The organism is uncultured Shewanella sp., assembly GCF_947501225.1.
Lineage (GTDB): Bacteria > Pseudomonadota > Gammaproteobacteria > Enterobacterales > Shewanellaceae > Shewanella.
In genome coordinates this window covers 749221-762859 of sequence record NZ_CANMUW010000001.1, presented here as the reverse complement: position 1 = coordinate 762859, position 13639 = coordinate 749221, and the positions used below count along the sequence as shown (strand labels likewise).

General features: G+C 48.5%; 12 protein-coding genes. 7 read left to right on the top strand and 5 right to left on the bottom strand.

Features of this window, described 5'->3' with window-relative positions:
- Positions 1-53: 53 nt before the first annotated feature.
- From Q1B47_RS03145 to Q1B47_RS03125, 5 genes are read right to left on the bottom strand one after another with little or no spacing between them, the layout of a single operon-like run.
- Positions 54-644, bottom strand: coding sequence for an ATP-binding cassette domain-containing protein (locus Q1B47_RS03145; RefSeq protein WP_299788479.1), 591 nt, complete (start codon positions 642-644; stop codon positions 54-56).
- On the bottom strand, positions 628-1341 hold the full coding sequence (locus tag Q1B47_RS03140) for an ATP-binding cassette domain-containing protein (RefSeq protein ID WP_299788476.1): 714 nt from the start codon (positions 1339-1341) through the stop codon (positions 628-630). Before Q1B47_RS03140 ends, Q1B47_RS03145 begins: the two co-directional genes overlap by 17 nt.
- The gene (locus Q1B47_RS03135; RefSeq protein WP_299788473.1) at positions 1328-2158 is read right to left on the bottom strand and encodes an ABC transporter permease; all 831 of its coding nucleotides are present in this window, start codon (positions 2156-2158) and stop codon (positions 1328-1330) included. The genes Q1B47_RS03140 and Q1B47_RS03135 overlap by 14 nt, the downstream gene beginning before the upstream one ends.
- Positions 2155-3147, bottom strand: a complete 993-nt coding sequence (locus tag Q1B47_RS03130; RefSeq protein WP_299788470.1) for an ABC transporter permease — start codon at positions 3145-3147, stop codon at positions 2155-2157. Before Q1B47_RS03130 ends, Q1B47_RS03135 begins: the two co-directional genes overlap by 4 nt.
- On the bottom strand, positions 3138-4676 hold the full coding sequence (locus Q1B47_RS03125) for an ABC transporter substrate-binding protein (protein WP_299788467.1): 1539 nt from the start codon (positions 4674-4676) through the stop codon (positions 3138-3140). The genes Q1B47_RS03130 and Q1B47_RS03125 overlap by 10 nt, the downstream gene beginning before the upstream one ends.
- Before the next feature lie 196 nt (positions 4677-4872).
- Between Q1B47_RS03125 and nikR the strand changes: the two genes are divergently transcribed.
- From nikR to xthA, 7 genes are all read left to right on the top strand, one after another.
- Positions 4873-5283, top strand: a complete 411-nt coding sequence (gene nikR / locus Q1B47_RS03120) for a nickel-responsive transcriptional regulator NikR (protein WP_299788464.1) — start codon at positions 4873-4875, stop codon at positions 5281-5283.
- 218 nt (positions 5284-5501) lie between these two features.
- A complete protein-coding gene (locus tag Q1B47_RS03115) occupies positions 5502-7421 on the top strand; it encodes a TonB-dependent receptor (protein ID WP_299788461.1) in 1920 nt (639 codons plus the stop codon).
- Between the two features lie 167 nt (positions 7422-7588).
- Positions 7589-9664, top strand: coding sequence for a S9 family peptidase (locus Q1B47_RS03110; protein ID WP_299788458.1), 2076 nt, complete (start codon positions 7589-7591; stop codon positions 9662-9664).
- Positions 9665-10046: 382 nt separating this feature from the next.
- Entirely contained in the window at positions 10047-11561 is a 1515-nt protein-coding gene (locus Q1B47_RS03105) for an AAA family ATPase (RefSeq protein WP_299788455.1), read from the top strand.
- Between the two features lie 129 nt (positions 11562-11690).
- Positions 11691-12242, top strand: a complete 552-nt coding sequence (locus Q1B47_RS03100; RefSeq protein ID WP_299788452.1) for a septation protein A — start codon at positions 11691-11693, stop codon at positions 12240-12242.
- Positions 12243-12329: 87 nt separating this feature from the next.
- Positions 12330-12629 (top strand): YciI family protein, encoded by a 300-nt coding sequence (locus Q1B47_RS03095; RefSeq protein WP_299788449.1) that lies wholly within the window; start codon positions 12330-12332, stop codon positions 12627-12629.
- 30 nt (positions 12630-12659) lie between these two features.
- Positions 12660-13466: an exodeoxyribonuclease III gene (gene xthA / locus Q1B47_RS03090; RefSeq protein WP_299788446.1), complete on the top strand. Its 807-nt coding sequence runs from the start codon at positions 12660-12662 to the stop codon at positions 13464-13466.
- Positions 13467-13639: the final 173 nt, after the last annotated feature.

Below are 13639 nucleotides of genomic sequence, written 5' to 3'. Positions count from 1 at the left end.
ACCAGCAGTAAACTGATACACCTTATAAAGGATAGACAAAGTTAACTCCCCGACTATTGGGGCCAATAAATTAGCTCATCACAGACCAGATTAAGCAGATCTTCATCATGGGAGATAACCAACAGCCCCAATTGACGTTGGCGGGCATGCTCACTCAATGCCTGCCAGATCTGCTGCTGAGTGATCATATCCAGATGCGCGGTTATCTCATCGCAGAGCAGATATTGAGTCGTAGGGATCAATGCCCTGACCAGGTTAAGCCGCTGCAGTTGCCCGCCGGAAACCTGCGAAGGACGCCTCTGTAACCAGCTGGGATCGATACCATAAGTGCCAAGCAACGGCATAAAGTCATCACTTTTCCAACTCTCTCGCAACGATTGTTTAATCGACAAGCGGGGATTGAAGGCGAACTCACTCTGTTGAATAGCCCACTGCACCGGATTTGCGCTCCCTTTGGCAAAAACGGGCACCGTGACCTCTCCTATGCTCAACGGCTCAATGCCTGCGAGCACCTTAGCAAGAGAAGACTTCCCCGAACCACTGGGACCAAACAAACCCAAATTTTGCCCCGGCACAAGCGTAAGATCGGGAAAACGAAGTTGGGTATTGCCATAGTCTAACCCGGCATTATGCAACTGCAGCATCACTTCTCTCCCAGTTACAGGGTATGGCCTGCCAAAGTGCATGAGTATAAGGAGCACACAGCCCCTTTAGTATCTTATCCGGGGTCGTTTTTTCGACCAAACGTCCCTCCTTCATCACTAATATATCGTCGGCCACTGTCAGTAGTTGTTTAAGGTTGTGACTGATCACCAGTACGCCCCGCCGCTCACTCGATGCAAGTTGTGCCAGATGTTGATACAGCGCGATGACATTGGCACTGTCTAAACCACAACAAGGCTCATCGGCAACCACAAACTCGGTCTGCTGCCAGGTCGCCTGAGCCAATAGCGCTTTTTTCGCCATCCCGCCGGAGAGCTGATGCGGATAACTGACGGCTATCTGACGACTGATTTCAACCTTACTTAACCCATCGCCTCTCCCGGCGGAGAGTGAGGCACGCCGCATTAACTGCGAGATAACCCTGCGCAGCGGATCCAGTACAGTTGCAGACTGAGCCGAGAGGGCGATTCGCTGCCCCCGGGGCAGACTCACATCACCCGAAAGCTTGAATCCTTTGGGCGAACTGCCAAGCAGAGCCTGAGCCAACAGGCTTTTACCGCTACCGCTGGCTCCTATCACACCGGTCAGTTTACCCGGCATCAGCTCAAAACTCAGTGGTGACAGCAGGCTCATCTCCTCTGAGCGTATCGATAACTCATTAACCTTAAGCAAACTCACCTCCGGAAATATGGGTTTGAGGACCTCGTCTCAACGCTTCGATTAAAGTACTGGCGATATATGACAGGATCAGCAGACAGATTAACAATAACCCCCCCGGACATAGGGCTAGCCACCAATGCCCCGTGAGAAGATACTGACTGGCTTGAGAGAGCAGCGCTCCCATGGAGGGATTGGCGGGATCCAGGCCAAAGCCTAAAAATGTCAACGCTGCCATGTGGGTTAACGCATGGGGAAACAGCAACACGCCCCCTACCAGCCACTGTGGGATCACATGGGGCAACATGTGACGCCGTATCACAACCATAGGAGATTGACCGAACTGTTGCGCCAGCTGAAAATAGGGAGCATTAGCGATTGTCTGCATCTCGAAACACAAAAGCCTTGTCAGCTTGGGCCAGTGACTCAAAGCTATCGCCATGATCAATCCATGTTGAGCACCACCAAAAACCAACGCCAGCAGGATAAGCAACAAGAGGTGTGGCAGCGACATGAATACGTCCACCAGCAGATCCACACACCAGCGCCAGCCAGGACTGAACAGGGCAATCATGGCTAGCAACAGGGCAAATAGACAGCTCAGTATCACTGCCAGTCCCCCGGTATAGAAGCTTGTCAATAGCGCCTTGAGACTTCGACTGAAGAGATCCCGGCCCATCCAATCGGTACCAAACAGATGAGCGAGAGACGGCGGTTGATTCTTGTTTAGCAGCGAGATTTCGGTGCCCGAGGTAGGCCAAAGAAGTGCAATGATAATCAAGGTTATCAGACAGGTTAACAAAACAAGCAGTTTGGGTTGCTTAAGGGCTTGCTTCATCTTCTCTCTCCGGGCAGCAAAGATCTGGCCAGACCGTTGGCAGTCAGATTACCGATAAAGACTAGCACCGCCGATATCAGGGTACAGCCCATCAATAACGCCGTATCGTTGGCCAATCCGGCTTTTACCAGCGTCGCACCTAACCCGGGAAAGTTAAACACGGTTTCGGCCAGGATAGAGCCGCCGAATAACTCGGCAAAACTGGCAAAGTGCAGTACGACTGCAGGCAATAAACTGTTTTTAATCACGTGATACCTTAACACTGAGGCATTGCTGTCTCCGTGCAGGCGGGAGTACTCGACAAAGTCGCTCTCGAGAACATCGATCACCTTTTCCCTTGTATGCAGCACAATCGGCGCCATATGAACCAGGGTCAGTGTTAATACCGGAAGTATCAAGTGGTGCCCCATACTCAACAGGCTCTGCTCGCCGAACTGCATTCCAAGAGGGGCCGCACAACACACAGGCGTTAAACTCAATGCCACAGAGAACAAGCTTATCAGTAGCATGCCTAACCAAAACGAAGGGACTGATGCCACTAACCAGGCGCCGTTGCGTATAAACCTATCCGGCCAACCTCCCCGATAGAGACCGGCCAACAAACCGAAACCGTAACCCAGAAAAAGGGAGCAGATCCAACTCAAGCCGATAAGAAGCAGAGAGAGGGGTAAGCGCTCTTTGATGATATCGAGCACACTCTGCTGGTAGAGCTGTGAAAAACCTAAGTTCCCCTGAACAAGTTCAAAAAACCAATGCCACATGCGTTGAGCCACAGACTGATCCAGCCCCAGAGAGGAGATCAGTGCCGCTTTCTGCTCGGCCGAAATGCCGAAAAGGTTACCGTTAAGGTAGCTGTTAATCGGGTCCAGCGGCGAGAAGGCAAGCAAGAGATAGGCTAACAGCACCACTAAGATCAGTTGCAATGCCAGCCTTAAGCCCGTCGATAACAATGAACGAGACCTGAGCCGAAATGGATTGCTTAGCGACATGTCCAGCGCCACTGGCTGATGTTATTGGCTAACGGCCAGCCATGGCCATGAGGTTCGACTCCTGGCTCAGCGAGATCGAGACAGCGGTTAGCCGCGTAGAGATGCCTGAGGTTCACCAGCCAGGTCCAGGGAAGATCCTGACGAATCAATGCCTGAGCGTCTCTCCAATAGGGTAGTGACTCCTGCCAGGACGCGGCATGTCTGGCGCTGTCGAGCACAGCATCTAACTCGGCATTGAAATAATAGCCTGCGTTATAGTAATCCTTCCCCCGATATTGGCTGTGATGAACAAATCTCACCTCACTGGCCGAGTGGCTACCGAAACCAAATAGCACAGGCTGATTATGCATATGCTTATAGATATTCTCCCAACTTTCTCCTCTCGGCATTATCTCAATTCCCAGTGGCTTAACCATCTGCGCCACCGTCAGTGCCAACTGCTCACGTATGCTGTCGCCGGCAAGGTAGTAGAGTGTCATGCTCGCCCTGAGGCCCTGCTTTTGGCGGATGCCATCGATAAGCTCCCAGCCCGATTGCTCAAGTATCTCCACAGCCTGAGACAACTGCTCGTCGGGAGAAACCTGTTCGGGAGTCTCGACCGGCCCCCAGGGCAAGCCATCTGCAATAGAAAATGCCGCTGTGGCGTGGCCATCGAGTAACAGATTCACGAGTACATCACGATCTATCACCCTGTCCACAGCCTGGCGGATAGCCAACTGAGAGGTAACATCATTGCCTATGTCGGCATCTTGCACCTTCTCCATAGGCCAGGAGATCCCGCGGTTATCGACCGTCTCTACACTCCATAATTTAAAGCCTGACGGCAAAAGCTGTGCATAGCGCGGTGCTATGGCGGCCAGATCCAGTTGACCGGCAGCCAAGCGGGAGTAGCGGCTCTCCTCATCGCTGAACACTATGATCAGCTTTTCAAAAAAAGGCTTCTGGCCATAATAGTAGGGATTGACCTTAGCGATTAGCTGTTGTCCCCTATCCCATCGAACCAACTCGAAGGGCCCTGTTCCGGTAGGTAACTGACCATAACCAGATTTATATAATTGAGCAGGAACAACCGCCACATTAATAAGATTATCAATAAAGTTAATATCGGGCTTTATTAATTCAAATGACAGTGAGTTTTTGGAGGTGATGGTGACTTTAGATAAGTTCGTCAAGTCATGAACACTTGCCGCTTTTTTTGCAGTATCGAAGGTAAACTTTATATCATCGGGCGTTAATCGTGAACCATCACTAAATAGTACATCCTCTCTGATATTTACATCCCAAATTAATTTATCTTTAGATAGTTTCCAGGAAACGGCTAAATCAGGTGTCAGATTTAATTGTTCATCCCGTCTTATTAACGATGACTGAAACAGAGGGGCGTTATATTTACCCCATCCATAAATCGGATCGAAACCGCTATCCGGCTCTGCACCTAAGGCAATAGTTAACGTCTTAGGTTGAGCCGTAGCTAAATTCGTAAAAGCTAAAGAGCAACAAAGTGTAATAATAACGAATACTGTTCTCACCGATTAACGCCTGATATCAGAAAAGATGAGTAATACTACTTTCAGATTCGTAACACTACAACTGTCCGATTCGGCTTAACTGCTTATTTGCCGAGAAAAAATGAACATACTTGACCAAGATCACTCTCCGTTTAATGCATTGGTACAATATGTATAGGATACTAGAGCTACATTAGCATTTAAGTATCTATCGATTATGTCCGACGAAACTATCCGCTTTACCGTCTCCCTGCCAGAGTCATTGTTTAATGAGATTGAGTTAGATCAACAAGAGCGTGGTTACCACTCCCGTTCCGAATATATCAGGGACCTGTTCAGGGACCGAATCGTCGATAAACAGTGGAATACCAGCAAGGAAGATGTGGTAGGCGTACTCACCTTAGTGTTTGACCACCATCAGCGCGGACTGTCAGAAAAACTGATCGAGATCCAACATAACCACTTGGTCCATGTGCTGTGCAGTACCCATGTCCATGTGGATCATCATAACTGTTTGGAAACCATCATCATCAAGGGACAGGCATCTGAGGTCAATCTGCTGGTTAATCAGATCTCAGCACTTAAGGGGGTTAAAGTTGCCCGCCTCAGCCGGGCAGGAATCGTTTAACCGGCTCTGACAATCAGTATAATCCCCAGCTAAGGCGATACTTATTTATTATGTATCGCCTTTTTTATACTTCAAAAAAACCAGTAATACTTTTATAATTTTTTTCACATCAAACGATTCAATAATGATCTAGCGCAATTTTTTCAACATTTAAATATTTATAATCCGCAAAAAAACAGAAAGACAAAAAACGAAAAATAAATAAAGGGATTGAACTAATGTTGAAACTTAAATACAGCCATGCCTTAATTATGATTTTATTATCTAATTACGCAATTGCTGAAGATGATATAGAAAGAATATCGGTTCATGGCATTGAATATCAAACGGAGGGAACCTACAACAATGTCTCACTGGGCAGTGATGTTACCATCATAAGCCAGGATATGATTGTACAAGCCGGTAGTGTTGATATTAACAAGATACTCACTCAGTTCGTTCCCGGGCTTTTCGCTAACGGACGGGCGGGCCGTCATACCGATACCGATTACTCCCTGCAAGGCAGCCGCCCTAAAGATATCTTATGGTTGATTGACGGCAACAGACTAAACAACCGTCTCTACGGCTCAACCTATACCGACACAATCAACCCTATGATGATCGAGCGCATCGAGGTGATTAAAGGCGGACAAGGTGCCATCTACGGATCCGACGCCATCGCGGGTGTAATTAACATAATTACCAAGCAATACCAGGGCCATGATCAGGGGGAGGTCTCACTATCTGCCGACACATTGCCAAGCTATGATGCTGGTGCCTTCGTCAGTGCCGAAGTGGGCGAGGTTCAATACACACTCAGTGCCAGCAGCAGCCAATCGGAAGGATATCAACTCTGGCCCGATGAGGAGTACTCCCCTACTGCAGCCTTAGATAAAGAGCGTGGCTATCGGATGAATAATTTCAGCGGCAAGCTCCGCTGGCAACCCAATGATAAACATAGTGTCAGCCTGTTTACTCAGCTGAACAAGGGGCGGCTCGAGCGCCCGCTGGCATACAATGCAATCTTAAGTGAGAACGATAGAGAGCAACAACTCTCCTATCTTGATTGGCAATACCAGGCCAGCGAGCAACTGCTGCTACAAACTAAGGTTCATCACCAGAAGTGGGATTCTCATTACAGTGAGATAACCAAGGATGAGCAGGGAAATATTGAGGTCCCCTACTGGAACTCCTACTGGGGCTTTACCGATATAGGTGCCACAATATCGGCAAATTATCTTACCCATGCGGGTTCACAACTACTCGGCGGCGTTGAATTTCAACAATATGATGGTGCCGATGAGGTGATGGAGTTTGTTGCAGAGAGAGACGATAACTACGCAGCCTTTATCCAGTACCAGCCAACATTTGATGCCCTGCCCGACACGGCGCTCTCCATGGGTGTAAGGTTCAACCGTATCTCAAACAGCGATCAGCACTGGATTGGCTCATTAGGCATCACCCACCTGCTCAGCAAGCAATGGGCACTCAGAGGCTCCATTGCCAATGGCTATCGCCAACCCACGGCTTATGAATCGCAATCTCAGGTCGGTACCCTGGGTAATCCGGAGCTGGAATCTGAAACGAGCCAAAATATTAACCTGGGAATCAGCTTCCAGGGAGAGACACATATCACCTTCGATGCTTTTTGGCGAAATATCGATAACCTGATTGAGGCAACCGATCTCGGTAATGCCGTTTGGCAATACAACAATGTTGCGGGCGATGTCACCAGCTACGGCGCCGACTTTCACCTGGTCACTGACTTGACCGAGGAGCTGGAGTTTGAATTCAGTGCCGGCTATGCCAACGCCAAGCGCCGGGATACGGGAGAGCAGATCTCACGAGTACCAGAGTTCACAGGCTTCACCATGCTCAACTATCAAACCACTGACGAGCTGAACTTCTGGCTCAGCGGCAAATATGTGGGTAAATTCCTCGATTATGGGCTGACCGCAGGTGACTATATTATTGCAAGTGTGGGCGCACAATATTGGTTAACGTCAGATCTAAATCAGCAGATATCACTTACCATAGATAACCTTTTCGATAGTGAAGTGACCCAGAGTATCTTCAAGCATGGACACCGTGCCGAGTACCCCATCGCATCATTCGGTGCCCCTCGCACACTACAGGTCCAATATCGTTACCTCTTCTGATCCCAACCCAGCCCCTGTCGGGAAACCGGCAGGGCAAGATCGTTTCATTACCGAAAATAGGGAGCTTTGTATGAGATTTGTTTTCGTTTTGTATCGATTGAACCTATAATGCCCGACCAGATCAAGATGACAAAAATAAAATAAAGATAACCGGAGTCATTACTTTCATGAACAAGAAGATAAAACATGCCAAACATGCTTTAGCTATTGCTGTAGGCCTGCTGAGCTTCTCCGCTTCAGCAAACGACGCAATCACGGCCGAAGAGTTGGCAACACTGCAGCAGGTGACTCAAGTACAGGTAAGCCCTGACGGTGACAGTGTCGCTTTCACCCGCTCGGTGCCGAGAAAACTTTATCAGGACAAAGATGGCTTGAATTGGGGCGAGCTATATCTTGTCGACGATAAAGGCGTTGAGCGCCCTTACATCACGGGCCAGGTGAATATCAAACAGATCCAGTGGTCTAATGACGGAACATTGATCTATTTTCTTGCCAAGATGGGAGAGGATAAATTCGTCAACCTATATCAGATCCCATTTAACGGTGGTCAGGCGCTGAAAACCATGTCGCTCGATGGCACAGATATCGGGCACTTCTCTCTAAGTGAAGATAACAAGCAGATCGCTCTTTTAGCCATGCCGGCCAAAGAGAAGTCTGAAAAGAAACTCAAGGAGCTGGGCTTTAAGGCCGAGATCTACGAAGAGAATCTGAAAAATAAGCAGTTATTTATTGTTGACCTGGCCATCACCGACAAGCCACTGAAACCTAAGGCGATGGATATTGAAGGATATGTCTCCGATATGCATTGGTCTCCAAAGGGAGATACGCTGCTAATCAAGACTCAGCCTACGGCTCTGATCGATGATAAATACATGAAGTCTAAGTGGCAGATAGTCGATATCGCCACGCAGAAGACCATGACGACATTCATTACCGAAGGCAAATTAGGCGCAGCCGAGTTCTCCCATGATGGTAAATATATCGCCATACACGGTGCCGAAGATAAGCACGACCCGGCAACCGGACGCTTGTTTCTGGGTAATGTCAAAACCGGGGAAGTCACCGATTGGTTACCTGACTTCAAGGGGCATGTGGCCGATTTTGAGTGGGCTAACGATGAGAACACCCTGTATCTGATCGCAAATGTTGACACTCAGTCGGTAGTTGCCACCATCAAACCGGGCAAGACTAAATACAAAGAGGTGGTAAAAGGCGGCAGATTCATCGCCGGCAAGCTGAGTATCTCAGATTCAGATGCTACCGTAGTCTTAAAAGGCAATACGGCCGAGCACCCGAACGAAGTGTTTATGCTCCGCGGCAGCAAGCACAAGCAGACACGTCTGACACATTCAAACGCCTGGTTAGAGGAGAAGCGATTCGCTAAACAGGAGAGTATCGAACTCAAGGCCCGCGATGGTGTCGATATCGGTGGTGTGTTGATCTACCCGTTAGACTATAAAAAAGGCCAACGTTACCCGCTGATAATGTCGGTACACGGCGGTCCGGAGAGCCATGATAAAGATGGTTGGGTAACCAACTACTCACGTCCGGGTCAGATGGCGGCCGCTCAAGGTTATGCCGTATTCTATCCAAACTATCGTGGCAGTACGGGTAAAGGGGTCGACTACTCTAAACTTGGACAGAACGATTATGCAGGCAAAGAGTTTGATGATTTAGTGGACTTTAAAGACCACTTAGTCGACATGGGGTTAGTAGACAGTAAGAAAGTCGGTATTACCGGTGGCTCTTACGGTGGCTATGCATCGGCATGGGCGGCAACAAAACTGACCAAACATTTCGCTGCCAGCGTAATGTTTGTCGGTGTAACCAACCAGCTGTCTAAGTTTGGAACCACAGATATCTCCAACGAGATGCACTTAGTACATGCCCGCTCATACCCATGGGACAAGTGGCAGTGGTACCTGGAGCGCAGTCCTATCTACTGGGCGGGCCAGTCAGAGACTCCGCTGCTGATCATGCATGGTAAGGATGATCCCCGTGTTCACCCGGCTCAATCTATGGAGCTTTACCGCTACATGAAGGTGCAGGGGAAAGATGTACGTCTGGTCTATTATCCGGGTGAAGGCCACGGTAACAAGAAGGTCGCCGCTCAATATGATTACAACCTGCGTCTGATGCGCTGGATGGATCACTACCTGAAAAATGACGGTAAAGAGATGCCTGACTTTAAGCTTGACCATGAAGCAAAGTTAGAAGAGATAACTAAAGCTGACGCTGAATAGTTTTCGGCTGAGTGACTGTTTTGAAGGCCTGATAGCGTTGCCGCTATCAGGCCTTTATTTTATCACGCTAACGCCCACTACATAGTTTCACTCTCCCCTTACCTCTGCTGTTTGGCTCACTTGCTAAAACCCCAAATGCCACTTATGCTTTTAAAGCTCAAAAAGCCATTGATAACCCATTAAATTTACTGAGACTTTACTCCAGTAAAACCTTGTAGGCTCAGAATACGTGAGGCTCTTGGCCACTGAGTCCAGTGCAGGCTTTATGCTCTCATGAAAGACGTTGAGGACTTTTTATATTTATGAAAGACGTTGAAAACTCTTTTTACCGATAAAAGACGTTAAGGACTTTTTATATTCATGAAGGAGGCTGAAGACTCTTATGTTTCAAGCGTTTTACCGGCTCAATGACAACCCCTTTTCAAACCAGGTATCTTCGGACAATCTGTATCTCAGTGAACATCACAGAGAGGCACTGACTTGTCTGAATTACGGTTTAAATGAAACCGGCGGCTTCCTGCTGCTGACCGGTGTAGAGGGCAGCGGTAAAACAAGTGTCATCAATGCTTTTCTGAAACAGGTATCGGCCAGCCACGACACCGCCCTGATCACCAACCCCTCTCTGACCGAACATGAGTTGCTGGCAAAGGTATGTGATAAATTCGATATCTCTTATCAAGGCAACCCCAGCTTAAAGTGCTTCATCGATCTTCTCAGCCAGTTCTTGCTCAATAACGAGCTCCGGGGACGCAGAACACTACTCATCATAGACGAAGCGCAGTACCTTAGCGCAGCAGTACTGGAGCAACTCAGGCTCTTGACAAACCTTGAGACTGATACAAAAAAGTTATTACAACTGGTTTTGGTCGGCCGTCCCGAACTCGGCCGGATGTTAAACCAGGAGGAGCTTAGGCAAGTCGGGCAGAGGATCACCATGAGGTATCACATAGCTTCGCTTTCACTGTCAGATACCTTCGCCTATATCGAGCACCACCTGAGATTAGCAGGGCATCCCGACCCTCTGTTTACCAGGGCCGCCATAAAGGCGGTACACAGATACAGTGGCGGCCTCCCCTCGTTGATCAACAGGATCTGTGAACAAGCCTTGATCATCGGTCATGCCCAATCAAGAGATATCATCGACTCAGGCACCATCTCTACAGCTGTCAGTCAAACTCCCGAGATAAAATTAAAGCCGCGCAATGACTACGCGCTTTTCACCATGCTCGGTGCAACCGCTGTAATGACTATTATGGTGTTATTGACCCTGACAGTGGCATTGAGCGACAGGCCTCAAAATACGCATATCAAACAGAGCGACAAGGCGCTGATACCTGAGCTCGCAGTGGTGGCTCCCCCGAAAGCCGCGAAACAGAGCTCGGCAGCTAGTGAAACTATGCCTTCGCAGAGGCTACAGGCAGAAACCGGATCTCCGATATCAAAGCAGGTTACAAAACCTGAAGCGCGGCTGAACACTGTCATGCTCAATAACGATGTCAGCTATCAATTGACGTCACAGGCTCAGCCAGAGGTCGCTGAGTCAGAGGCGAGTCAGAGCTCTAACCCAAGACCGACTGAAGTTGAAATATCACTAAGTACTGCGACGGGTCACAACGAAGATAAAGCTGCGACATCCGATACTGTGCACAATCAAAGCTGGTACGTGCTGCAGCTCTACGCCGGACGAACCAGACCCGACGACTTATACAGGCTTGGTTGTGAAAATATCAATTTACTCATCAGGCATCACAATGACATCTATTACCTCACCTCTCAGCACCTGACCTTAACTCAGGCCAAACAAGCCAGGCGAGTGATGACGGACAGATGCAAAATAGACGCCTGGATAAAACCCCTGCCAAAGGGGTGGCAACCCCTGATAGCCACTCAGGGATAGGTCCTGCCAACAAAAAGTTTCGCATAAGGTGCACAAGCATAGCCCTAACAGAGTAATGACGTTTATCAAACCAGGCTTGCATGTTACACTCGGCCTCACTTTTTGATCACTTATTCTAATTAAACTCCTATGAAACAACTGCTCGATTTTTTGCCGTTAATTATCTTCTTTGCCGTCTATAAATTGGTCGACATCTATGCCGCCAGCGGTGCATTAATTGCCGCAACCGCACTACAGTTGATAGTGACTTACCTGCTGTATAAAAAAATTGAGAAGATGCACCTTATCACCTTCGTCATGGTGACGGTTTTCGGTACCCTCACTCTGGTCTTCCATGACGACGCATTTATCAAATGGAAAGTCACGGTCGTCTATGCCCTGTTTGCCATTGCCCTGGCTGTCAGTCAATTGATCAATAAGCCTATTCTCAAGAGTATGCTGGGCAAAGAGCTGGTTGTTGAAGACAGAGTGTGGGCTCATGTCACCTGGTACTGGGTCAGCTTCTTCGTGGCCTGTGGTCTTATCAATATCTATGTCGCATTTAGCCTGTCACAAGAGATTTGGGTTAACTTCAAAGTCTTTGGCTTAACGGCGCTCACTCTGGTAAATACCGTGCTCACTGTTATTTACCTCTACAAAAATATGCCTGAAGAACAGAAGAAAGAGTTGAATAATAAATAACCCTAAACAAGGTTAGCCTTAGTTCAGGTGAGATAAGGTTAACGCCTTATAAATATTCCAGTAAAAACCAAAATAGGAACTGACACTATGTGGTATATGATCTCCTCCCAAGACGTTGAAAACAGCTTAGAGAAGCGTCTCAGCGCCCGACCAGAACATCTGGCTCGTTTACAACTGCTTGCCGATGAAGGACGCCTTTTAGTTGCCGGGCCTCACCCCGCAGTAGACAGTGAAACCCCTGGAGAAGCTGGCTTCACCGGCTCTTTAGTCGTTGCTGATTTTGCATCACTCGAAGATGCTCAGGCATGGGCCGATCAGGACCCATACATCGCAGCCGGTGTATATGAAAAAGTTATCGTAAAACCCTTTAAGCGTGTATTGCCTTAAGGCTGACACTCATACCAGGAATTCTGATTGATGAAAATCATCTCTTTTAATATCAATGGCATTCGCGCCAGGTTACATCAACTACAGGCGCTAATCGATAATCATCAACCCGATGTCATAGGTCTGCAGGAAACTAAGGCCCATGACGATGTATTCCCTGTGGCCGATGTAGAAGCCATGGGCTATAAGGTTCACTACCATGGTGGCAAGGCCCATTACGGTGTCGCCATGCTGTCTAAGCTTGAGCCGGTAAAAGTGCAGAAAGGGTTCCCCACCGATGATGACGAGGCTCAGCGTCGCATGATCATGGGTACATTTACCCAGGAAAATGGACGACCGCTGACGATATTGAACGGTTACTTCCCTCAAGGCGATAATATCAATCATGAGACTAAGTTCCCTGCCAAGCGGAAATTCTACAAAGATCTGATGCAGTATCTTAATGAGCACCACACGCCGGATGAAGATATCGCGATAATAGGCGACATAAACATCTCACCGGTAGATCTCGATATCGGTATCGGTGCGCCGAATGCCAAACGTTGGTTGAAAACAGGTAAGTGTAGCTTCCAACCCGAAGAGCGTGAATGGCTGAAGACATTGATGGATTGGGGTCTGCTCGACACCTTCCGTGAACTTCACCCAGAGCGCACCGAGCGTTACTCCTGGTTCGATTATCGCAGCAAGGGCTTCGATGATAACCGTGGACTGCGGATCGATGTGGTACTGGCAACTAAGTCTTTGTCCGAAAGGCTGATAGAGTCCGACATAGATTATAAGCTCAGAGGCATAGAGAAACCGTCGGATCATGCCCCAATCTGGAGCACCTTCAAGTAACTGGAGTGCATCTTAGTTAGCGCAGTCTGGGACTCTGGCCGGTGTTAATCGCCGGCATTGCTCCCACCCAATCGCAACATCCAACCGCTTACAGCAATTCAAAAACTTCTCCCCCCATAATAAAGGCTGATTGCCGGCGAACCGACTTTACTCGTTAAGCTCCCGACAGGACC